The organism is Blastococcus sp. SYSU DS0541 (assembly GCF_054050875.1).
On record NZ_JBJHAD010000009.1, the window covers coordinates 129,262 to 149,904 of the forward strand.

The following is a 20,643-nucleotide window of genomic DNA, read 5'->3' on the forward strand; positions in this document are numbered from 1 at the left end:
GCGCATGGATCTGTTCCTCTTCACCGTCGACCCCCACTGGGGGCGCGACGTCGTGGCTGCCGGTGCGGCCGGCATCGTCGTCGACTGGGAGCGCCGCGGCAAGCTGCGGCGCCAGGCGGGGGAGGGCACCCAGGTCAACGAGGACACCCCTGGGGACCTGAGCCGCATGCGCGCGGCGACCTCCGGTCGCCTGCTCTGCCGGGTCAACGGTTTCGGGCCGTGGACCGCCGCCGAGGTGGACGACGCGGTCGACCGCGGTGCCGACGAGCTGCTGCTGCCCATGGTGCGCTCCGCGGAGGAGGTCGACCGGACGCTCGACCTGGTCGCGGGGCGCTGTGGTCTGGGCATCCTGGTCGAGACCCAGGACGCGGTCGACCGGGTCGCGGAGCTCGCGCGACGGCCGCTCTCGCGGATCTACGTCGGCCTCAACGACCTGCGCATCGACCGCGGGTCCACCGCCCTGTTCGCCCCGCTCGTGGACGGCACCGTCGACGCGGTGCGGTCGCAGGTGCCCGTGCCGTTCGGGGTGGGCGGCCTGACGCTCCCCGGTGGAGGGTTCCCCGTGCCCGGTGACCTGCTGGCCGCGGAGCTGATCCGGATCGACACCCACTTCACCTTCCTGCGCCGCTCCTTCACCGCGGACATGGCCGGCCGCGACCCCTTCGTCGAGGTGCCGCGGCTGCTCGGAGGCCTCGACGAGCTGCGCCGGGCCGGTGCCGAGCGCGCCGTCGAGTCCCGCCGGGCATTCGTCGCCGCCGTCGCGGCCATGGCGCAGGAGCACGCGGCACGGGTGGCGCAGCCGGCGTGAGGGCGCTGGTGACCGGAGCCGGGGGGTTCGTCGGCCGGCACCTGGTGGCGCGGCTGGAGCAGGACGGCTGGCACGTCACCGGGCTGACCCGCCGCGACGTCGACCTGGCGGATCCGGTCGCCGGTGCGGCCGCCGTGCGGGCCGCGGACCCGGACGTCGTGTTCGCGCTCGCCGCCGGCCGCGCGAAGGCGACGCCCGCCGAACGCGCCGCGACGACCGCGGTCAACACCAGCCCGTGGCTGGTCGACGCGCTGCCCGACCGCTGCTCGGCCGTGGTCAGGCTGGGCTCGTCGACCGAGTACGCCGCCGCGCCGCACCCGCTGGCCGAGGACGCCGCCCTGGAGCCGCGCGGCTTCTTCGGCGCCACCAAGGCCGCCGGCTCGCTGCTCCTGCAGGCGGCGGCGGCCGAGCGCGGGATCCGGGCGGCGGTGCTGCGCGCCTTCCAGGTCTACGGGCCGGGTGACCACCCCACGCGGCTGGTCCCGGTCGTGATGACCGCCGCCCGCACCGGCGGGACCGTGGCCCTGCCCGCCCACGTCAGCCGGCGGGACTGGGTGTGGGTGGGTGACGTCGTCGACGCCTGCGTCCGCGCCGCGGTCGACGGCGACCTGGCCCCCGGCGTGGTGCTGAACATCGGCACCGGTGTGCAGACCGCCACCGAGGAGCTGGTCGCCACCGCCGAGCGGGTGACCGGCCGCCCGATCGCCATCGCACCGGGCGCGCACCCCGGGCGTGGCTGGGACACCGCCGACTGGGTCTGCGACCCGTCGCTGGCCCGGCGGCTGCTGGGCTGGGCCCCCACGGTGGACCTCGCCGACGGCCTGGCCCGGACCTGGGCGGCCGGGTGATCGCCGGTAGGGGAGCGGATCCGCAGGTGGCGGTCGTCGTCCCCGTGTACGGCAACGAGGCGACCCTCGCGGAGCTCGCCGAGCGGCTGGCCGTGGCGCTCGCCGGCCGGTCGTGGCGGCTCCGCCTGGTCGTCGACGCCTCCCCGGACGACAGCACCGCCGTGGCGCGGGCCCTCGCCGCCGGGGACGGCCGGATCGCGGTCACCGAGCTGGCGGTCAACGTCGGGCAGCACGCGGCGCTGGCGCGCGGGCTCGCCGAGGAGGCGGCCGCCGACGTCTGGGTGTGCCTGGACGCGGACCTGCAGGACCCGCCCGAGGCGGTGCCCTTGCTGCTGGACCGGCTGGCCACCGGGGACGTGGCGGCGGTGTTCGCCGGGCGGCGCGGCCGCTACGAGTCGCCCCTGCGGCGGTTCACCGGCACGCTGCACCGGCGCGTGGCGGGCCGGCTGACCGGTCTGCCGCCGGACGCCGGGGCCTTCCTCGCCATGGGCCCGGACGTGCGGGCGGCCGTCGTTCCTGCCGTGCAGGAACGCGGGGCGCCGAGCGTCGTCCTCGCCGTCGGCGGCTCCGGCCGGCCGGTGGCGAGCGTGCCCGTCGTGCGGCACCGGCGCCCTTCGGGCCGGTCGGCCTGGACGGCCCGGGCCCGGGTGCGGCAGTCGCTGCGGTCGCTGACCTGGGCGGCGCGGGCCCGCCGCTGACGCAGGCGGTCAGCGGCTCCAGAGCTGCAGGACGAGGTGGGTCTTGCTCGCCGGGAACTCACTCTGGTCGACCATGCGCAGCCCCGCCGCCCGGAGGATCGCGTCGTCGTCGGTGGGCTCGGGCTCGCCGTCGAGGAGCCGGCGCACGACCCAGACCCGGTCCTCGCCCGGCGGCGCGTCGTCCGGGGGGAGGACGACGTCCGGGCGCAGCTCGGGAGCCAGGATGCGGACGTAGTGGTCGAGGCCGGTGGCCGACCGCTGGTCGGCCGCGACGACCGGCTCACCGGGCCGGTGCACCTCGGCCAGCGCGGCGACCAGGTCGTCGGCCCGCTCGCGCGGGCCCCGGTCGGCCAGCGGGGCCGAGGCCAGCAGGGAGCAGCCCACCAGGAGGGCGCCCACCGGCACCCGCGCGGGCCGCGGGAGCGCCATGGCGCCGGCCGCGGCGAGCACACCCAGCCCCAGCAGCCCGGCCAGCAGGTAGCGGGGCAGGTAGACCGGCCGCACCACCTCGGCGGCCACCAGCAGCAGCAGGGGTGCGACCAGCCAGCAGGTGCCGACCACCCGCGCACCGGCCGCGCGGAACGCCCCGACCACGGCCAGGCCCACCGAGAGGTAGAGCAGCGGGGTGCGCCCCCCGGCCCAGGCCTCGGCGGCGAGGGCGACCAGCCGGCCGTCGGTGTCGCGCAGGTGCTCGGCGTTCCGCGCACCCGTCCCGTTCAGGACGGCCAGCGCCACGAAGCCCACGGCCGGGAGGGCGGCCAGCGCGCCGGTGAGCACGACCGGGAGGGCGCGCCGGCGCCGCAGCAGGACCGCGGCGGCGACGAAGGCCGCGAGCACGGTGACGGCGTACCAGTGCGCCAGCCCCATGCCCGCCCCGGCCAGGCCGAACAGCAGCAGGCCGCGGGGCGGCTCCTGCAGCCAGCGGGCCAGCCCCAGCGCCGCCGCCCCGGTGGCCAGCACGGCCAGCCCGTAGCTGCGGGCCTCGACCGACTGCTCGAGCACCAGGGGGCTCGCCGCGAGCACCAGCCCCGCGAGCACCCCGGTGCCCCGGCCGGCGAGGCGGGTGAGCGCCCGGGTGATCAGCGCGAGGCCGCCCGCCGTCGCCAGGAGGGAGAGCACGCGGAGGGAGGTGTCACCGGCCAGGCCCGGCACCGACACCCACAGGTGCGTGACCAGGTAGTAGGGGGCGTTGTACGACGGCGGCACGCCGGCCAGGTAGCTCGCGGTGCCCTCGCCGCTGGTGATCGCGCCGACGATGTCGCCCAGCGGGAGGCGGGCCACCTCGGCGGTGAAGAGCTCGTCGAACCACAGGCCGTGGCCGGGGAGGAGCAGCCAGCCGCCGAGGAGGCCGACGAGCACCGCGGGCAGCAGCTCCACCGGCGACCAGCGCGCGGTCGTCGCGGTGTCCCGGTCCCGGCCGCCCGGTGAGGCGGCCGGCAGGGGGAGCTCCGTCGCCGTCGTCACCCCTGCAGGTTAGGTGACCCTGTGCGGGCCTCCGGGCACCGCACGCGGTGGCCGGCCGGTGTCGCCTGCCGGGCTCAGCCCGGTTCCCGGCGCATCGGGACGTGCGGGATGCCGTCCTCCACGTAGCCCGGCCCGCTGGTGCGGAAGCCGAACCGCGCGTACCAGTGCTCCAGGTGGGCCTGCGCCCCCAGCGTGAGCGGCCCGCCGCCGTAGGTGGCCAGCGCCTCCCCGATCAGCCGCCCGGCCAGCCCGCGCCCGCGCGCCCGCTCCGCGGTCGCCACCCGGCCGATGGCCCGCGTCGCGCCGTCGTCGAGGACCCGGACCGTCGCCAGCACCTCTCCGGCCTCCTCGAACCAGAGGTGCTCGGTCGCCGGCTCCACGTCGCGCCCGTCGAGCTCGGGATAGGGGCACTCCTGCTCGACGACGAAGACGTCGACGCGCAGCCGGCACAGGGCGTAGACCTCGAAGGGGGTCAGGTCGGCGAAGGCGGCGCGGCGCAGGTGCAGGTCGGTGGAGGGCGTCGTGCCGGAGGTCATACCGCCGATTCTCGCCGACCCGCGCGGAGCGGATCGGAGGGGAGGGCGACCCCGGGCCGGGGTAGGGGAGCGCCCATGTCGATGACGAGCCCCCTCGAACCCAACCTCGGCCGGCCGGACGACGGCATCCCCGCCGCCGACCCCGGAGCCGGTGCCCCTCAGCCCGCCGAGGGCTTCGGCGTGGGGGGTGAGGAGCCGGACCGCGCCCCCGAGACCGACCGCCCCGGGACGGGCGCCGGGGGCGAGGACGCCGATCCGCCGGAGGACCCGCCCTTCCGCACGCCGGACCCACGCGACATCGGGCCGGCGTCGGGGAGCTGACCGGTCGGGCCGTCAGCCGCCCAGCGCGGCGACGGCCCGGTCCACCAGCTGGAAGTGGCCGACCGCCCAGAACGCGACGCCCGCCAGCGCCAGCCCGCCCACGGTGACGGCCAGGGAGCTGACCGGGTGCTGCCGGGCGTGCTGCCAGGCCTCCCGGGCCTTGCGCCGGAACGCGGTGAAGAAGCGGCGCGCCCAGTCGAACTCCGTGGACCACACCCACAGACCGGCGAGCACCGGGGGGATGGTGAGCGGCCCCGGCAGCACCGTCAGGGCGAGGCCGATGAGCACCAGCAGCAGGCCGGCCGTGAACACCGCCACGCGGTAGGCGATCGCGACGCCGTGGTTGCGGTGCACGCGCTCGCGGAAGGAGCCCGGCTGCACCTCCCGGGGGCGGCCGAGCCCGTCGGTGCAGTGGGCGCACCGGGTGCTGCCCCGGCCGGCGGGCCGTTCGACCGCGCGGTTCCCGGCGAACCGGTGGTCGGCGGGGCGGGTGGTGGACGGGGTGGACGGCAGGGGGGCTCCCACGGCGGAGGTGCCTCTCGGGACGGCGAGGAGGCGGCTCCTCGGTGGACGGGTGCCCCGGGAACTACCCGGTCGCCCACCCGGTCATGCCGGTGGTGGGCAACCGGGTGGCGCGACACCCACCCGGCCCGGGATCAGCCGGCGTAGCGGGCGGCGGACCGGGCGCGGGCCTTGGCGGCCTCGGTCTCGCGGTCCTTGGGCGGCGCGGTGGTGACCAGCGAGTCGAGGAGCCGGGCCGAGGCGGCGGCCACCTCGGCCACGGCCTGCTCGAACGCCTCGGCGTTGGCGCGCGACGGTTTCGTCGTGCCGCTGATCTTGCGCACGTACTGCAGGGCGGCGGCGTGGATCTCGTCGTCGGCCGCCGGGGGTGCGAAGTTGGCCAGCGGGCGGATGTTCCGGCACATGCCGGGCAGCGTAGGTGCGCCCGGACCGGCTGGGACGGGTGCTGAGCACGGCACGAGGAGGGCGGGATGACGGTGCTGGTGGTGGACGTCGCCAACGTGGTCGGCGCGCGCCCCGACGGCTGGTGGCGGGACCGGGCCGGGGCGACGACCCGCCTGCTCGATCGCCTGGCCGCCCTGGCCGGGACGCGGACCGCGGGCCCGGACGGCGAGGACCTGGCCTGCGGCGCGGTCGTGGCCGTCGTGGAGGGGCGGGCCCGGGACGTGCCCGCGCCCGACGGGGTCCGCGTGGTGCGCGCCCCGGGGAGCGGGGACGACGCCGTGGCCGCGACGGCGGCGGACCTGGCCGCCGCGGGGGAGGAGGTGCTGGTGGTGACCGCAGACCGGGGGCTGCGCGCCCGGCTGCCCGACGGCGTCACCACCACCGGGCCCGGCTGGCTGCTCGCCGAGCTCGACCGGCGCACCGCATGACCGCCGGGCCGGTCGGGTAGTCGGTTGCGGACAACCGGTGCCCCGGCAGCCGGCGCCGCCCGAACGAGGAGTTCCCCGTGCCGATCCCCGACCCGAGCGGGTCGCCGCTCACCGTGCTGATCACCGGCGCGTCCAGCGGCATCGGCCGGGCGACGGCGGTGCGGCTCGCCGGCCGCGGCGCGCGGCTGGTGCTGGTCGCCCGCGGCCGGTCGCCGCTCGAGGAGACCGCCGAGGAGCTCCGCGCCGCCGGTGCGGGAGCCGTGACGGTGTGCCCCGCCGACATCCTCGACGAGGAGGCGGTCGCCGCGGCGGTCGCGGCCGCGGTCCGCGAGTTCGGCCGCCTCGACGTCGTCGTGCACTCCGCGCAGGTGATGGCCTACGGCCGGATCGAGGACGTGCCCAAGGAGGTCTACGAGCGCGTCGTCGACACCTCGCTGCACGGCACCGCCACCGTGGCCCGCCAGGTGCTGCCGGTCTTCCGCCGCCAGCGCGCCGGCCACCTGGTGATCGTGAACTCGCTGCTGGGCACCGTCACGACGCCGGTGCTGGGCAGCTACGCCGTCGCCAAGTGGGGGCAGCTGGCCCTCGCCCGCGTGCTGCAGCAGGAGACCCGCGACGAGCCGGGGATCTCCGTCTCGGTGGTCCAGCCCGGGGGCGTGAACACCCCGATCTACTACCAGGGCGCCTCCTACGCGGGGTCCACCGGGCGACCGCCCCCGCCGGTCTACTCCGCGCAGCGGGTGGCCCGCCGGGTGCTCGCGACGGTGGACCGGCCGCGCCGGATGGTGCAGGCCGGCGCCTTCAACCACGTCGTCACCGCAGGTTTCCGGCTGCTCCCCGGGCTGTACGACGTCCTCGTCGAGCCGCTGCTGCAGACCTTCGCGCTCGCCGGGGACGAGACGCCGCCCACCGAGGGCAACGTCTTCCGGTCCCGGCCCGAGGGCAACGCGACCGAGGGGCGCTGGCGCAGCATCTGAGGCGGGCGCGTGAACAGCGCGTTCCGTCCCGTCGCAGGGCATTGCCCTCGCAGGGCCGCCGGGCCAGGCTGACCCCACCCGACCTGCGGGGGCTCACCCGGAGGCCGGCCATGACCGCTGAACCACGCGTACGCCCTGCCCGGCCCGTCACCCGGCACGGGGTGGAGGCGGAGACGGTGGCCGCCGGCTACCACCAGAAGCGGCAGTTGCGCACCGGGACGGCGGGTTGGGTGCTGCTCGCCGGGCTCGGCGTCGCCGCGGTCATCTCCGGTGACTACGCGGGCTGGAACTTCGGCCTCGCCGAGGGCGGCTTCGGCGGGCTGCTGATCGCCGTCCTCCTCATGGCGGTCATGTACTCGGCGATGGTCTTCGGCCTCGCCGAGCTGGGCTCGGCCCTGCCGACCGCCGGCGGTGGCTACACCTTCGCCCGCCGGGCGCTCGGCCCCTGGGGCGGGTACGCCACCGGCGTCGCGGTGCTCATCGAGTACGCCATCGCCCCGGCTGCCATCGCCACCTTCATCGGCGCCTACGTGGAGTCCCTCGGGCTGTTCGGGATCACCGACGGCTGGTGGGTCTACCTGGCCGTGTACGCGCTGTTCATCGGCATCCACCTCATGGGGGTGGGCGAGGCGCTGAAGGTCATGCTCGTCATCGCGGGCATCGCCGTCGCCGGGCTGGTGGTCTACCTGTTCGGGGCGATCCCGGCGTTCGACCCGGCCAACCTGCTCGACATCGCGCCCACCGACGCCGCCGGCGCCTCGGACTTCCTGCCCTTCGGCCTGATGGGCATCTGGGCGGCGTTCCCGTTCGCCATCTGGTTCTTCCTGGCGGTGGAGTGCGTGCCCCTGGCCTCGGAGGAGGCCCGCGACCCGGCCCGGGCCATGCCGCGCGGCATCGTCGCCGCCATGGGCCTGCTGCTGGTGCTGGCCCTGCTCATGCTGGTCTTCACCGCGGGCGCCGGGGGGTCGGAGGCGATGTCGGCCAGCGGCAACCCGCCGGTCGAGGCGCTGCAGATCGCCGGCTCGGCGTCGACGCTGGTCACGGTGGTGAACTACGCCGGGCTCTTCGGGCTGGTGGCCAGCTTCTTCTCGATCATCTACGCCTACTCGCGGCAGACCTTCGCGCTCTCCCGCGCCGGTTACCTGCCCCGCGCGCTGTCGGTGACCAACGGCCGCAAGGCCCCGGTGCTGGCGCTGCTCGTGCCCGGTGCGATCGGCTTCGTGCTCTCGCTCAGCGGCCAGGGGGCGATGCTGCTCAACATGGCCGTCTTCGGCGCCACGGTCTCCTACGTGCTGATGATGGTCAGCCACATCGTGCTGCGCCGACGGGAGCCCGACCTGCCCCGGCCGTACCGGACGCCGGGCGGCACGGTCACCACCGGCGTCGCGCTGGTGCTCGCGGCGGCCGCCGTCGTCGCCACCTTCCTCGTCGACGAGGTCGCCGCGCTGTGGACCCTCGGCGCCTACGCGGTCTTCCTCGGCTACTTCGCCCTCTACAGCCGCCACCACCTCGTCGCCTCCGCCCCCGAGGAGGAGTTCGAGCTGCTCGCCGCGGCCGAGGAGGAGGTGCGATGACCGTGCGCCGCACGACCCTGGGCGGGCACACGTACGAGTTCCGCTCGCTGTCGGACCTGCTGGCCAAGGCGACACCGGCCCGCTCCGGTGACGTGCTCGCCGGGTGCGCCGCCGAGTCGGCCGCGGAGCGGGTGGCCGCCCAGGTGGTGCTGGCCGACCTGCCCCTGGCCACCTTCCTGGAGGAGCAGGTGGTGGGCTACGAGGAGGACGACGTCACCCGGCTGATCCTCGACACGCACGACCGGGTCGCGTTCGCCCCGGTGGCCGGGCTGACCGTGGGGGAGTTCCGAGACGAGCTGCTGACCTGGGCGGCCGAGGGTGACGAGACCTCCATCAGCGCGCTGGCCCGCGGGCTCACCCCCGAGATGGTCGCGGCGACCTCGAAGCTGATGCGCAACGCCGACCTGGTCGCGGTGGGGCGCCGCGCGCGGGTGGTCACCGGGCTGCGCAGCACCCTGGGCCTGCCCGGGCGGCTGGCCTCCCGGCTGCAGCCCAACCACCCCACCGACGACCCGGTGGGGGTGACGGCGTCGATCGTCGACGGGCTGCTGCAGGGCTCCGGTGACGCGGTCATCGGCATCAACCCGGCCACCGACTCGCCGGCCCGGACGGTCGCCCTCCTGGAACTGGTCGACGCGGTCATCCGCCGCTACGAGATCCCCACCCAGTCCTGCGTGCTGGCGCACGTGACCACCACGCTGCGGGCGATGGAGCAAGGGGCGCCGGTCGACCTGGTCTTCCAGTCCGTCGCCGGCACGCAGGCGGCCAACCGCGGCTTCGGCGTGACGCTGGACCTGCTCGCCGAGGCGCGCGCGGGCGCGCTGGAGCTCGGCCGCGGCACCGTCGGGCGCAACGTCACCTACTTCGAGACGGGGCAGGGGTCGGCGCTCTCGGCCGACGCCCACCGCGGGGTCGACGGGCGGCCGGTGGACCAGCAGACCCTCGAGGCGAGGGCGTACGCGGTGGCCCGGCACTTCGAGCCGCTGCTGGTGAACACCGTCGTCGGGTTCATCGGGCCGGAGTACCTCTACGACGGCAAGCAGGTGGTCCGCGCCGGGCTGGAGGACCACTTCTGCGGCAAGCTGCTCGGCCTGCCGATGGGGGTGGACGTCTGCTACACCAACCACGCCGAGGTCGACGCCGACGACACCGACACCCTGACCCTGCTGCTCGGGGTGGCCGGCTGCTCGTTCGTCATCGCCGTCCCCGGCTCCGACGACGTGATGCTGCACTACCAGTCGCTCTCCTTCTCCGACGTCCTCACCGCCCGGCGGGTGCTCGGGCTGCGACCGGCCCCGGAGTTCGAGGCGTGGCTGACCCGCATGGACCTGCTGGACGGCGACGGGCGGGTGCGGGCGCTGACCCCGGACGCCCCCGCGGCGAAGGCGCTGCTCGCGGCGGCCCGGGCATGAGCATCACCGGCAACGACCCGTGGGCGGTGCTGCGCGCGGCGACCCGGGCCCGGGTGGCGCTGGGCCGGGCCGGCGACGGGCTGCCGACCGCCCGGGAGCTGGAGTTCCGGCTGGCGCACGCGGTCGCCCGGGACGCGGTGCACGCGCCGCTCGACCCGGCGGTCGTGCGCGCCGGGCTGGACGGGGTGCCGGTGATCGAGGTGCGCTCCGCGGTGGCCGACCGCGCCGAGTACCTGCAGCGCCCCGACCTCGGCCGGCGGCTGGCTCCGGGGTGCGCGCTCGCGCCGGCGGGGGCCGACGTCGCGATCGTTCTGGCCGACGGGCTCTCCCCGCGGGCGGTGCACGAGCACGGGGCCGCGCTGACGCGGGCGCTGCTCGACCGGCTGGCCGGCTGGTCGGTGGGCCCGGTGGTGCTCGCGACGCAGGCGCGGGTGGCGCTCGGCGACGAGATCGGCGCGGCGCTGGGCGCCCGGGTGGTGCTGGTGGTCATCGGCGAGCGGCCGGGGCTCTCCTCGGCGGACTCCCTCGGCGTCTACCTCACCTGGGACCCGCGGCCGGGCCGGGCCGACAGCGAGCGCAACTGCGTCTCGAACGTCCGGCCGCCGCACGGGCTGGGGTACGCGGAGGCGGCCGACGTGGTGGTGCGGCTGCTGGCGGCGGCCCGGGAGCTCGGGGCCTCCGGGGTCGTGCTCAAGGACGAGGGCCCCGCGCTCCCGTCCGGCGCCGGCTGAACGGCGGGGCGGGGACGCGGGGCCCTCGAGGGGTCGGTGCGGTCAGGAGCCCGGCTCCCCGGGGTCCCGCCGCGAGGGCGTCTCGCCGGGGTCGTCGTCCCCGTGCCGCTCCCGCGGCACAGAGACCGCGGTCGTGAGCCCGTGGTGGCCGTGCGCCTCGTCGATCTCGTGCACCGCGTCGGAGAACAGGGGGACGGTGGCCTTCTGGGGGAGCAGCCGGCGGACCAGGGGCCAGGTCAGGATCAGCACCACGATCGCGAGGACGACCATGGAGATCGGCGTGATCAGCCCGGCCGGGTCGCCGTTGCTGATCTGCAGCGCCTGCCGCAGCTCCTCCTCGGCGAAGGGTCCGAGGATCACACCGATGATCGCCGGCAGCACCGGCAGCCCGTACCGCCGCATCATGAAGCCGAGCGCGCCGATCCCTAGCAGCAGGAACAGGTCGAACGGCGAGGCGTTCGCGGCGTAGGCCCCGAGGCTGGAGAAGAACAGGATGCCCGCGTACAGGTAGGGGCGCGGGATCTGCAGCAGCTTCGCCCAGTAGGGCGCCAGCGGCAGGTTCAGCAGCAGCAGCGCCGCGTTGCCGATGAAGAGGCTGGCGATCAGGCCCCAGACCAGCTCGGGCTCGTTCTCGAAGAGCAGCGGCCCGGGCCGGATCCCGTAGCTCTCGAGCGCGGCGATGATGACCGCCGCGGTCGCGGTCGTGGGGATGCCCAGGGTCAGCAGCGGCACCAGGCCGCCGGCGGCGGAGGCGTTGTTGGTGGCCTCCGGGCCGGCCACGCCCTCGATCGCGCCGTGGCCGAACTCCTCCGGGTGCTTGGAGAGCTTCTTCTCGGTCACGTAGGAGAGGAAGGTCGGGATCTCCGCACCGCCGGCGGGCACGGCCCCGAAGGGGAACCCGATCGCGGTGCCGCGCAGCCACGGCTTCCACGAGCGGCTGAGGTCCGACCGGCTCATCCGCGCCCCGCCGACGGGGATGACCTCGAGCGGGCGACGGCGGAGGTGCGCCGCGGTCCACAGCGCCTCACCGACGGCGAAGAGGCCGACGGCGACCACCACGACGTCGATGCCGTCGGCCAGTTCGGGGATGCCGAAGGTCAGCCGCTGCTGACCGGAGGTCGCGTCGATGCCGATGAGCCCGATCGTCAGCCCGAGCCCGAGCGAGGCCAGCCCGCGGACGCGGGAGCTGCCCAGGACCGAGGTCACCGCGATGAACGCCAGCACCATGACGGCGAAGTAGTCCGGCGGGGCGATCTCGATGGCCAGCCGGGCCACCGTGGGCGCGAGGAGGGCCAGCAGCAGCGTGGCGATCGTGCCGGCCACGAAGGAGCCGAGGGCCGCGGTGGCCAGCGCCTGGGAGGCCCGGCCCTTCCGGGCCATCTTGTTGCCCTCGATGGCGGTCACCACGGAGGAGCTCTCACCCGGGGTGTTGAGCAGGATCGACGTGGTGGACCCGCCGTACATGCCGCCGTAGTAGATCCCGGCGAACATGATCAGCGCGGGGACGGGCTCCAGGCCGAAGGTGAGCGGCAGCAGGAGCGCCACCGTCATGGCCGGGCCGATGCCCGGCAGGACGCCGATCGCGGTGCCGAGGAGCACGCCGAGCAGCGCGAACATCAGGTTGGTCGGCGTGAGGGCCGTGCCGAACCCGCCGAGCAGGTCGCCGAACGCCTCCATCAGAGGATCCCCTCCAGGACGCCGACCGGCAGGGCGATGCCCAGGCCGAGGACGAACAGGTACCAGCTGCCGACCGAGAGGACGACGGCGATCACGGCGTCGCGGACGTAGTGCCGGCTGCCGAGGGCGAAGGCCGAGCCCCAGAAGAGGATCGCCCCGGACACCGGCCAGCCGAGCGGCTCGATGAGCAGCGCGTTGGCGAGGAAGGCGGCGACGAGGACGGCGATCGTCCGCCAGTCGCTGCGGCCGGTGAGGTCGATGTCCTCACCGCCCTCGGGTTCGCCGCGTCCACCCCGGAGGATGTCGACGGCGAGGACCACCGCGACGACGAGGAGGAGGCCGCCCACCACGAGGGGCACCGTCCGGGGGCCCACCGGGCCCCGGGCGATGAGGCTCTCCGGCAGGAGGAAGGCCTGCACGACGACCAGGACGCCGAGGGCGCCCAGGAACAGGGCCACGCCGAGCTCGGAGCGGCCCTGCCCCTGCCGTCCCTCGTGGGGGGCGGCCGAGCTCACGCCAGCCCCAGCTCGCTGAGCACGGTCTGCACGCGCTCGCTCTCCTCGCCGAGGAACTGCTCGAACTCGTCACCGGCGAGGAAGGCGTCGCCCCAGCCGTTGTCCTCGAGGGCCTGCTGCCACTCCTCGGTGCCCTGCATCTCGGTCACCGCGTCGACCAGCCGCTGCGTCTGCTCCTCGTCCAGGCCGGGGGGCGCCACCAGGCCGCGCCAGTTGGTGAAGACCAGGTCCACGCCCTCCTCGGTCAGCGTGGGGGCGTCGATGCCCTCGACGGGCTCCTCGGTGGTCACCGCGAGCACCCGGACGTCGCCGCTCGCGGCCGACTCGGCGATCTCGCCGACGCCGGTTGCGCCGAAGGCGATCTGCGAGCCCAGGATGCCGGCCAGCAGCTCGCCGCCGCCGTCGTAGGAGACGTAGTTGACGGTGGTCGGGTCGATCCCGACCTCCTCGGCCAGCAGCATCGGCGTCAGGTGGTCGGGGCCGCCGGGGTTGGAGGCGCCGCCGACGGGGACGTTGCCCGGGTCGGCCTTCCACGCCTGGACCAGCTCGTCGAGCGTCTGGTACGGGGAGTCGGCGGGGACGACGATCGCCTCGGCCTCCTCGATCAGCCGCGCCACCGGCGTGGTCTGGTCCAGGGTGGCCTCGGACTGGTTGCTGTACTGCGCGCCGACGACGCCGAGGCCCATCTGCATGAGCATGTCGGCGTTGCCCTCCTCGTTGACGAGGCGCTGCAGGCCGACCGTCCCGCCGGCGCCCTCGAGGTTGAACACCTCGATGGAGGAGGCGAGGTCGTTGGTCTCCATCACCTGCGCGACGGTGCGCGCCGTGGTGTCGTAGCCGCTGCCGGCCGAGTTCGGCACCAGCACCCGAAGCCCCTCGATCGGGCCGTCGGCGCCGGCCGCGGCGGAGCCGCCCTCGGCCGTGGTGCCGCAGCCGGTGAGCACGAGCCCGGCAGCCACGGCGCCGAACGTCAATCTGCGAAGGGAAGCAGTACGCATGTGTACCTCCTGGTGGGGTCGGCGGGGACGCCGTCAGAGAGGACGATGGGAACCGGCGTGCTCCGTGTCACGCTTGCGTGCGCATTGAGCTTTGTGGTCGTTGTGTCCACGGTCACCGTGCCGGTGGACACGTGCTGGGGTGCCCCAGGGCGCCGTCCGCGCCCCACCCGACCCTCAGGAGGAACCGTGCCCCGGCGGCTCTCGCTGGCCGGCCAGCTGCTGGCCCTGCAGGTGGTCATCATCTGCGTCGTCCTCGTCGGCGTCACCGCCGTCACCGTGGCGCAGTCCGCGAAGCGCGCGCAGGAGGTCGAGGGCGGGCGGGCGCTCTCGGTCGCCGAGACGCTGGCCAACGCCCGGATCTTCCGCGAGGCGGTCGAGGGCGGCGCGGTGGCCTACGTCCGGGTGGCGGCCGAGAGCACCCGCAGCGTCTCGGGCTCGGCCTCGGTCGTGGTGGCCGACGCCGACGGCACGGTGCTGGCCAGCGCCGACCCCGCCCAGCTGGGCGCCCGCTTCCCGCTCGGGGACAGCACGGTGCTCCGGGGCAGGGCCTGGGTGGGGGAGCGGGAGGTCGGCGGCGCCCCGGCGGCGGTCGCGATGGCGCCGGTGCTCGCCGGGCCGCGCCGGGAGGTCGCCGGGTTCGTGGCGGTCACCCGTCAGTACCCCTCGGTGCTGGACAGCCTCGCCGCCGCGGCCCCCAACCTGCTGACCTACCTCGGCCTGGCCAGCGCCCTGGGCATCGGTGGCTCGCTCCTGGTGGCCCGGCGGGTCAAGCGGCAGACCCTCGGCCTCGAGCCGGCCGAGATCACCGGCCTGGTGGAGCACCGCGACGCCATGCTCCACGGCATCCGCGAGGGCGTGGTCGGGCTGGACCTGCGCGGCCGCGTCACGCTCGTCAGTGACGAGGCGATCCGGCTGCTGCACATCCCCGGCGACGCCCTCGGCCGCACCCTCGAGGAGCTCGGGGTGGGGGAGGAGATGCGCGACGCCCTGCTGTCGGGCGAGGTGGAGCGCGACCGGGCGGTCGCCAGCGCGGGGCGCGTGGTGGTCGTGAACCGGCTGCCGATCGCCAGCCGCGGACGGCCGATCGGCTCGGTCGCGACCCTGCGCGACCGCACGGAGCTGCTCGAGCTCCGCCGGGAGCTCGACCTCACCCGGCACGTCACCGACACGCTGCGCGCCCAGGCCCACGAGTTCAGCAACCGGCTGCACACGATCGCGGGCCTGATCGAGCTCGGGGAGGCAGACGAGGCGGTGCGGTTCGTCCACCGGATCAGCTCCAGCCGCTCGGAGCTCACCGGCGCGGTCACCGAGGCGGTGCACGACCCCTCGGTGGCGGCGCTGCTCATCGCCAAGGTCAGCCAGGCCACCGAGCTGGGCGTCGAGCTCCGCATCGCGGCCGACTCCGATCTCCCAGTCCTCGACGGCGACCTCAGCGCCGACGTCGCCACCGTGGTCGGCAACCTGGTGGACAACGCCCTGGACGCCGCCACGGGGTCCCGTTCCCCGTGGGTGGAGGTCGCGCTCGGCCTGGTCGACGGCGAGGTGGAGGTGGTCGTGCGCGACTCGGGCCCGGGTGTCCCGGCCGGGATGGAGCGCGAGGTCTTCCGCCGGGGGGTGTCGACCAAGTCCGCCGGCTCGCGCGAGCGGGGCATCGGCCTGTCGGTCGTGCAGCTGGCCTGCGCGCGGCGGGGCGGTGGCGTGACGGCCACCGCAGACGGGGTCAGCACCTTCACCGCCCGCCTCCCCGCCGAGCCGGCGCTGGTCGCCCCGTGATCGGCGTCCTCATCGTCGACGACGACTTCATGGTCGCGAAGGTCCACGCCGGGTTCGTCGCAGCGGTCGACGGCTTCGAGGTGGTCGGCACCGCCGCCACCGGCGCCGACGCCCTGGCCGCCGTCGCGGAGCTGGCCCCCGACCTGGTGCTCCTCGACGTCTACCTGCCCGACATGACCGGCCTCGAGGTGCTGCGCAGCCTGCGTTCGGCCGGGTCGTCGGTCGACGTGATGGTGATCAGCGCGGCGCGCGACGTGGACAGCATCCGCAGCGCCCTGCACGGCGGTGTCCTGCACTACCTGGTGAAGCCCTTCGACCGGCGGGCCTTCGAGACGCGGCTGCGCGACTTCGCCCGCCTCCGGGCGGAGATCGACACCCTGGAGCACGCGGCCCAGGAGGACGTCGACCGGGTCTTCGGCGGTGCCCGCGGCGCCGAACCGGCGCCGGTGCGCACCCCCAAGGGGATCGCCCCGGAGACGCTGGAGCTGGTGCGGTCGGCGCTGCGGGCCGCGGACGCCGAGGGGCTCTCGGCGTCCGAGTGCAGCGAGCGCACCGGCCTCGCCCGCGTGAGCGCCCGCCGCTACCTCGAGCAGCTCGTCGCCCAGCAGGAGGCCGTCGTCCGGCAGCGGTACGGGACGGCGGGGCGGCCGGAGCGCCGCTTCACCTCGCGGCCGCGCTGACGCAACCGCCTGTGCTGACGCAGCGACCTGTGCCGACGCAACGACCTGTGCTGACGCAACGACCTGTGCTGACGCAACGACCGAAAGGACCGTTAGGCGCGCAATGCAGACGTGCGCCGCCGGATCGGGCAGGCTCCGCCCATGACCATCGTCGTGGGCTACGTGCCGACCCCCGAGGGCGAAGCAGCCCTGGCCACCGCCATCCGCGAGGCGCGGCTGCGGGACGAGCCGCTGCACGTCGTCAACACCTCCCGCGGGGACTCGCTGGTGGACAACCGGTTCGCCTCGCCGGAGGCGCTGGCCGCCGTGCGGGCGGAGCTGGAGCGCTCCGGCTGCGTCTACGAGATCGCCCAGCAGGTGGGCGGCCACGAGGCGTCCGAGGAGCTCGTGGAGACCGCCGACCGGCTCCGGGCCAGCATGATCGTCATCGGCCTGCGCCGGCGCACCCCCACGGGGAAGCTCATCACCGGCAGCCAGGCGCAGCGGATCCTGCTCGACGCCAACTGCCCGGTGCTGGCGGTCAAGGCCGCCCGCTGAGGGTCTCGCCGAGCAGCTCGACACCCTCCGCGGGGCCCCGGCCGAGGTTGCGGAAGATCGTCGCCAAGCTCTGCGCGAGGTGGTCGGCGACGGCGGCCGCCGCCTCGTCGGCGTCGCCGGCCAGCAGCGCGTCGCACATCCGCAGGTGCTCGGTGACGGAGACCTCCACCCGCTGGGGATCGACGTGGGAGAGGTTGCGCAGGCGGGCGGTGTGCGGCCGCAGCTCGGCGATGGTGCGCCGCAGGTGCTCGTTGCGGGTGGCGCCGATGATGGCCCAGTCGAACCGGTCGGCCAGCGCGTAGAAGGCCCGGGACCGGGCCAGCGACGGCACCCGGCGCACCGTGCGGGCGAACTCGTTGCGCATCCCGGTGAACACCCGGCGCAGCTCGGGGTCGGCGGCCGCCGCCTCGGTGGCCTGGCGGATCGCGGCCGGCTCCAGCAGCGCGCGGAAGTCGAACAGGTCGCGGACGCTCTGCAGGGACACCCGCGAGACGCGGGCGCCCTGCCGCGGTGCCAGGTCGACCAGCCCCTCCGCCGCCAGCCGCCGCAACGCCTCCCGGACGGGGGTGCGGGAGGCACCGGTGCGCTCGACCAGCCACAGCTCCGAGAGGGGCGTGCCGGGGGCGAGCTCGCCCAGCTCGATCTCCTCCTTGAGCTGCCGGTGGACCAGGTCGGCCTTGCTGGCCTCGCCGGGGCCCGGGCCCGTCACGGCAGGCCCTCGACCGGGACGCCGGTCGCGCCGGCCAGCTCCCGGAGCCCGGCCAGCGCGCCGTCGGCGAGCTGCACGCCCCCGGCGGCGAGGGCCGCCGCTTCGGCGCGGTCCTCGACCTCCCCTGGCAGGAACACCTCGTCGACGCCCTGCGCCAGCGGTACGGACCGCACCTCGCCGATCAGCTGCCGGACCCGCTCCTCGTAGCCGGCGGGGTCACCGAACGCCGCCGGGTCGAGGGCCAGGAACAGGTGCCCGCACCCGCTGCGCGCCTCGGGCTCGTAGGGGCCGTGCACGCCGGTGCCCACGGCGCTCCCGGTGAGGGCACCGGAGAGCACGTCCACGAGGAAGGTGATCGCGTAGCCCTTGTGGCCGGCCATCGGGAGGATCACGCCGAGCACCCCCTCCGCCGGGTCCGTCGTCGGCGCGCCGTCCGCGGTGAGCGCCCAGTCGTCGGGAATGGCCTCGCCACGGCTCTGCGCCAGGTGGAGCTTGCCGCGGGCGACCGCGGTGTTGGCGATGTCGACGGCCACGACCCGCCCGTCCGGCGCGGGTGCGGCGATCGACCACGGGTTGGTGCCGAGCACCTTCTCCCGGCCACCCCACGGGGCCATCGCCGGGCTGGCGTTGGTGGTGAGGAGGGCGACGAACCCGTCGTGGGCGGCCCGGCGGGTGAAGTACATGGCCGTACCGAAGTGGTTGGAGTTCCGCACGCCGACGACACCGACGCCGTGGGTGCGGGCGCGCGCGGTGGCCAGGGCGCGGGCGCGGTCGGCCAGCACCTGGCCGATGCCGTCGCGCCCGTCGAGCAGCACCAGGGGGCCGGTGTCGGAGAGGACGGCCGGATCGGTGACCGCGCGCATCGCGCCGGAGCGCAGCCGGGCGGCGTACCAGGGCAGCCGCAGGAACCCGTGCGACTGGTGACCCCACAGGTCGGCCTGCACCAGGCTGTCGGACACCAGGGCGCCGTCGTCCTCGGGCACGCCGAGCGCGGCGAGCACCCGGGTGCCGAACGTCCGCAGGTCCCCGGGGTGGATCCGGTCGGTCATCGCGTGCCCCTCTCTCCTCGGCTGGCCGTACTGTATACAAGCTGTATACAGCGGGACGACGAGGAGGCGCGCATGTTCAGCCTGGTGGTGCAGATGCAGGTCCGGCCGGGGAAGCGGGAGGAGTTCCTCGCGGGGATGGCGGCCAACGCGGAGGCGTCGGTGCGCGAGGAACCGGGTTGCCTGCGATTCGACGTCTGCGCGGTCGAGGGCGACGAGCACCGCTTCCTGCTCTACGAGCTCTACACCGACGCGGGGGCGTTCGAGGCGCACAAGCGGGCGCCGCACTTCGCGCAGTGGCGCATGATCGCCGGCGAGGTGCTCGCCGAGCAGGTGAACACCCCGGGGCAGCTGCTGGTCTCGCACAGCGCCGAGGTGGCGGCGTGAGCGCCGGGGGCGACCGCGCCCAGCCCGTCCCGCCGTCGATGGTGCTGCGCCCCGACGACATCGAGCGCTTCGACCGCGGCAACGGAGTCGCGACGATTCCGTTCGTCGGCAGGTGGAACTGCGAGCACAACCGCGTCACCACCGGGATGACGGTCTTCTCGCCCGGCACGGGCATCCCGCTGCACTCGCACAACGTGGAGGAGACCGTCCTCGTGTTCGCGGGCGAGGCGACGGCCGTCGTCGGCGACGACGAGTTCGACCTGGTCGCCGGCCAGGCGACCTGGGTCCCCGCCGGCGTCCCGCACTGCTTCCGCAACCGCGGCGACGGGCCGATGACCATCTACTGGGTCTACGGCGGCCGCGACGTCACCCGCACCGTCACCGCCACGGGCGAGACCTTCGAGCACCTGTCGGACAGCGACCGCGGCGCCGGCCCCGTGCGCCCGGGCGACGGCGCGAGCCGGTCGTGACCGCCGGCCGCTCCTACCGGCTCGGCCTGATGCCCGGCGACGGCATCGGTCCGGAGATCGTCCCCGCCTCGGTGCGCGTGGTCGACGCGGCCCTGGCCGCCGCCGGGGCCGAGCCCGTCGCCTGGCAGGAGCTGCCCCTGGGGGCATCGGCCATCGAGCAGCACGGCAGCGCCATCCCGGCTGCCACCGTGGAGGCGCTCGCGGGCCTCGACGGCTGGCTGCTGGGGCCGCACGACAGCGCCGCCTACCCCGAGCCGCACCGGTCGGCGCTCAATCCCAGTGGCGCCATCCGCAAGCGCTTCGACCTCTACGCCAACATCCGGCCGGCGCGCGCCTTCGAGGGTGGTCGCGCGATCGCACCGGACACCGACCTGGTGGTGGTCCGCGAGAACACCGAGGGCTTCTACGCCGACCGCAACACGCATGCCGGCACCGGCGAGTACATGCCGACGGCGGACGTCGCGATCGCGATGGGCGTCTTCACCCGGCCGGCGATCGAGCGCATCGCGCACACCGCGTTCGCGCTGGCCCGCCGGCGCCGCAAGCGGCTGACGATCGTGCACAAGGCGAACGTGCTCCGGCTGAGCTCCGGCCTGTTCAAGCAGGTCTGCCTCGAGGTGGCCGAGGGCTACCCCGACGTCGAGGTCGACGACGTCCACGTCGACGCCATGACGGTGCACCTGCTGCGCCGGGCGGCCGACTTCGACGTCGTCGTGGCGGAGAACATGTTCGGCGACATCCTGTCGGACCTGGCCGGTGAGCTGGCCGGCTCGCTCGGCATCGCCCCGTCGGTCAACGCCTCGGACGACCGGTGCATGGCCCAGGCCGCGCACGGCTCAGCGCCCGATATCGCCGGTCAGGGACTGGCCAACCCCGTCGCGATGATGTTGTCCGCCGCCATGCTCCTGGACTGGCTGGCCACCCGGTACGGCGACGAGCGGGCGGCCGACGCCGCGGTGCGGATCGAGGAGGGCGTCCGGGCGGCCGTGCGGGCGGGCGTGAGCACCCGCGACCTCGGCGGCGGCGCCTCGACCGAGGAGTTCACCGACGACGTCGTGGTGCGGGTCGCCGGGCCGCCCGCGCGCTGA

General features: G+C 75.4%; 24 protein-coding genes. 15 read left to right on the forward strand and 9 right to left on the reverse strand.

Features of this window, described 5'->3' with window-relative positions:
• Positions 1 to 4: 4 nt before the first annotated feature.
• Genes ACI794_RS12030 through ACI794_RS12040 form a run of 3 tightly spaced genes read left to right on the forward strand, consistent with a single transcriptional unit; the run spans position 5 to position 2,354 of the window.
• Positions 5 to 808 (forward strand): aldolase/citrate lyase family protein, encoded by an 804-nt coding sequence (locus tag ACI794_RS12030; RefSeq protein WP_456602694.1) that lies wholly within the window; start codon positions 5 to 7, stop codon positions 806 to 808.
• 8 nt (positions 809 to 816) lie between these two features.
• Positions 817 to 1,656: an NAD-dependent epimerase/dehydratase family protein gene (locus tag ACI794_RS12035; RefSeq protein WP_456602693.1), complete on the forward strand. Its 840-nt coding sequence runs from the start codon at positions 817 to 819 to the stop codon at positions 1,654 to 1,656.
• 26 nt (positions 1,657 to 1,682) lie between these two features.
• Entirely contained in the window at positions 1,683 to 2,354 is a 672-nt protein-coding gene (locus tag ACI794_RS12040; RefSeq protein WP_456616488.1) for a glycosyltransferase, read from the forward strand.
• Between the two features lie 9 nt (positions 2,355 to 2,363).
• On the opposite strand, the gene ACI794_RS12045 is transcribed toward ACI794_RS12040, so the two are convergent.
• Complete coding sequence (locus tag ACI794_RS12045) at positions 2,364 to 3,818, reverse strand: hypothetical protein (RefSeq protein ID WP_456602691.1); 1,455 nt, start codon at positions 3,816 to 3,818, stop codon at positions 2,364 to 2,366.
• Positions 3,819 to 3,892: 74 nt separating this feature from the next.
• A complete protein-coding gene (locus tag ACI794_RS12050) occupies positions 3,893 to 4,354 on the reverse strand; it encodes a GNAT family N-acetyltransferase (RefSeq protein WP_456602690.1) in 462 nt (153 codons plus the stop codon).
• An 81-nt stretch (positions 4,355 to 4,435) separates the two neighbouring features.
• Between ACI794_RS12050 and ACI794_RS12055 the strand changes: the two genes are divergently transcribed.
• A complete protein-coding gene (locus ACI794_RS12055) occupies positions 4,436 to 4,675 on the forward strand; it encodes a hypothetical protein (protein WP_456602689.1) in 240 nt (79 codons plus the stop codon).
• A 12-nt stretch (positions 4,676 to 4,687) separates the two neighbouring features.
• Here ACI794_RS12055 and ACI794_RS12060 read toward each other — a convergent pair whose 3' ends face one another.
• Entirely contained in the window at positions 4,688 to 5,200 is a 513-nt protein-coding gene (locus tag ACI794_RS12060; protein ID WP_456602688.1) for a PGPGW domain-containing protein, read from the reverse strand.
• 131 nt (positions 5,201 to 5,331) lie between these two features.
• A complete protein-coding gene (locus ACI794_RS12065) occupies positions 5,332 to 5,601 on the reverse strand; it encodes a DUF2277 domain-containing protein (RefSeq protein ID WP_456581577.1) in 270 nt (89 codons plus the stop codon).
• Positions 5,602 to 5,667: 66 nt separating this feature from the next.
• Between ACI794_RS12065 and ACI794_RS12070 the strand changes: the two genes are divergently transcribed.
• From ACI794_RS12070 to eutC, 5 genes are all read left to right on the forward strand, one after another.
• The gene (locus tag ACI794_RS12070) at positions 5,668 to 6,069 is read left to right on the forward strand and encodes a hypothetical protein (protein WP_456602687.1); all 402 of its coding nucleotides are present in this window, start codon (positions 5,668 to 5,670) and stop codon (positions 6,067 to 6,069) included.
• 77 nt (positions 6,070 to 6,146) lie between these two features.
• Positions 6,147 to 7,046 (forward strand): SDR family NAD(P)-dependent oxidoreductase, encoded by a 900-nt coding sequence (locus ACI794_RS12075; RefSeq protein ID WP_456616489.1) that lies wholly within the window; start codon positions 6,147 to 6,149, stop codon positions 7,044 to 7,046.
• A gap of 110 nt (positions 7,047 to 7,156) precedes the next feature.
• A complete protein-coding gene (eat, locus tag ACI794_RS12080) occupies positions 7,157 to 8,620 on the forward strand; it encodes an ethanolamine permease (protein WP_456602685.1) in 1,464 nt (487 codons plus the stop codon).
• Complete coding sequence (locus ACI794_RS12085; RefSeq protein WP_456616490.1) at positions 8,617 to 10,032, forward strand: ethanolamine ammonia-lyase subunit EutB; 1,416 nt, start codon at positions 8,617 to 8,619, stop codon at positions 10,030 to 10,032. Before eat ends, ACI794_RS12085 begins: the two co-directional genes overlap by 4 nt.
• The gene (gene eutC / locus ACI794_RS12090) at positions 10,029 to 10,763 is read left to right on the forward strand and encodes an ethanolamine ammonia-lyase subunit EutC (protein WP_456616491.1); all 735 of its coding nucleotides are present in this window, start codon (positions 10,029 to 10,031) and stop codon (positions 10,761 to 10,763) included. The genes ACI794_RS12085 and eutC overlap by 4 nt, the downstream gene beginning before the upstream one ends.
• Before the next feature lie 42 nt (positions 10,764 to 10,805).
• Here the strand turns inward: eutC and ACI794_RS12095 are convergent, their stop codons facing one another.
• From ACI794_RS12095 to ACI794_RS12105, 3 genes are read right to left on the reverse strand one after another with little or no spacing between them, the layout of a single operon-like run.
• On the reverse strand, positions 10,806 to 12,440 hold the full coding sequence (locus ACI794_RS12095; RefSeq protein WP_456602682.1) for a tripartite tricarboxylate transporter permease: 1,635 nt from the start codon (positions 12,438 to 12,440) through the stop codon (positions 10,806 to 10,808).
• Positions 12,440 to 12,955: a tripartite tricarboxylate transporter TctB family protein gene (locus ACI794_RS12100; protein ID WP_456602681.1), complete on the reverse strand. Its 516-nt coding sequence runs from the start codon at positions 12,953 to 12,955 to the stop codon at positions 12,440 to 12,442. Before ACI794_RS12100 ends, ACI794_RS12095 begins: the two co-directional genes overlap by 1 nt.
• The gene (locus ACI794_RS12105) at positions 12,952 to 13,914 is read right to left on the reverse strand and encodes a Bug family tripartite tricarboxylate transporter substrate binding protein (RefSeq protein WP_456602680.1); all 963 of its coding nucleotides are present in this window, start codon (positions 13,912 to 13,914) and stop codon (positions 12,952 to 12,954) included. The genes ACI794_RS12100 and ACI794_RS12105 overlap by 4 nt, the downstream gene beginning before the upstream one ends.
• 225 nt (positions 13,915 to 14,139) lie before the next feature.
• Here ACI794_RS12105 and ACI794_RS12110 point away from each other — a divergent pair, with 225 nt between their 5' ends.
• From ACI794_RS12110 to ACI794_RS12120, 3 genes are all read left to right on the forward strand, one after another.
• Entirely contained in the window at positions 14,140 to 15,726 is a 1,587-nt protein-coding gene (locus ACI794_RS12110; protein WP_456616492.1) for an ATP-binding protein, read from the forward strand.
• Positions 15,723 to 16,406 (forward strand): response regulator, encoded by a 684-nt coding sequence (locus ACI794_RS12115; protein WP_456602678.1) that lies wholly within the window; start codon positions 15,723 to 15,725, stop codon positions 16,404 to 16,406. The genes ACI794_RS12110 and ACI794_RS12115 overlap by 4 nt, the downstream gene beginning before the upstream one ends.
• 141 nt (positions 16,407 to 16,547) lie before the next feature.
• Positions 16,548 to 16,943, forward strand: coding sequence for a universal stress protein (locus ACI794_RS12120; protein WP_456602677.1), 396 nt, complete (start codon positions 16,548 to 16,550; stop codon positions 16,941 to 16,943).
• Here ACI794_RS12120 and ACI794_RS12125 read toward each other — a convergent pair.
• Together ACI794_RS12125 and ACI794_RS12130 are read right to left on the reverse strand one after the other, a co-directional pair.
• Positions 16,927 to 17,652 (reverse strand): GntR family transcriptional regulator, encoded by a 726-nt coding sequence (locus ACI794_RS12125; RefSeq protein ID WP_456616493.1) that lies wholly within the window; start codon positions 17,650 to 17,652, stop codon positions 16,927 to 16,929. The two genes, ACI794_RS12120 and ACI794_RS12125, sit on opposite strands and share 17 nt — an antisense overlap.
• Positions 17,649 to 18,701 carry an Ldh family oxidoreductase gene (locus ACI794_RS12130; RefSeq protein WP_456616494.1) on the reverse strand — a complete coding sequence of 351 codons (1,053 nt, stop codon included), beginning with the start codon at positions 18,699 to 18,701 and terminating at the stop codon, positions 17,649 to 17,651. The genes ACI794_RS12125 and ACI794_RS12130 overlap by 4 nt, the downstream gene beginning before the upstream one ends.
• A gap of 3 nt (positions 18,702 to 18,704) precedes the next feature.
• On the opposite strand from ACI794_RS12130, the gene ACI794_RS12135 reads away from it, so the two are divergent.
• The 3 genes from ACI794_RS12135 to ACI794_RS12145 are packed head-to-tail and all read left to right on the forward strand — an operon-like array spanning position 18,705 to position 20,643.
• Positions 18,705 to 19,085: a putative quinol monooxygenase gene (locus ACI794_RS12135; RefSeq protein WP_456616495.1), complete on the forward strand. Its 381-nt coding sequence runs from the start codon at positions 18,705 to 18,707 to the stop codon at positions 19,083 to 19,085.
• Positions 19,082 to 19,555, forward strand: a complete 474-nt coding sequence (locus ACI794_RS12140) for a cupin domain-containing protein (protein ID WP_456602673.1) — start codon at positions 19,082 to 19,084, stop codon at positions 19,553 to 19,555. The genes ACI794_RS12135 and ACI794_RS12140 overlap by 4 nt, the downstream gene beginning before the upstream one ends.
• Positions 19,552 to 20,643 (forward strand): isocitrate/isopropylmalate dehydrogenase family protein, encoded by a 1,092-nt coding sequence (locus ACI794_RS12145; protein WP_456602672.1) that lies wholly within the window; start codon positions 19,552 to 19,554, stop codon positions 20,641 to 20,643. The genes ACI794_RS12140 and ACI794_RS12145 overlap by 4 nt, the downstream gene beginning before the upstream one ends.

Coding starts and splice junctions, on each gene's coding strand:
- ACI794_RS12095 (WP_456602682.1), bottom strand. CDS start 12,440: ATGGAGGCGTTCGGCGACCTGCTCGGCGGGTTCGGCACGGCCCTCACG.
- eat (WP_456602685.1), top strand. CDS start 7,157: ATGACCGCTGAACCACGCGTACGCCCTGCCCGGCCCGTCACCCGGCAC.
- eutC (WP_456616491.1), top strand. CDS start 10,029: ATGAGCATCACCGGCAACGACCCGTGGGCGGTGCTGCGCGCGGCGACC.
- ACI794_RS12055 (WP_456602689.1), top strand. CDS start 4,436: ATGACGAGCCCCCTCGAACCCAACCTCGGCCGGCCGGACGACGGCATC.
- ACI794_RS12130 (WP_456616494.1), bottom strand. CDS start 18,701: ATGACCGACCGGATCCACCCCGGGGACCTGCGGACGTTCGGCACCCGG.
- ACI794_RS12050 (WP_456602690.1), bottom strand. CDS start 4,354: ATGACCTCCGGCACGACGCCCTCCACCGACCTGCACCTGCGCCGCGCC.
- ACI794_RS12030 (WP_456602694.1), top strand. CDS start 5: ATGGATCTGTTCCTCTTCACCGTCGACCCCCACTGGGGGCGCGACGTC.
- ACI794_RS12120 (WP_456602677.1), top strand. CDS start 16,548: ATGACCATCGTCGTGGGCTACGTGCCGACCCCCGAGGGCGAAGCAGCC.
- ACI794_RS12065 (WP_456581577.1), bottom strand. CDS start 5,601: ATGTGCCGGAACATCCGCCCGCTGGCCAACTTCGCACCCCCGGCGGCC.
- ACI794_RS12070 (WP_456602687.1), top strand. CDS start 5,668: ATGACGGTGCTGGTGGTGGACGTCGCCAACGTGGTCGGCGCGCGCCCC.
- ACI794_RS12085 (WP_456616490.1), top strand. CDS start 8,617: ATGACCGTGCGCCGCACGACCCTGGGCGGGCACACGTACGAGTTCCGC.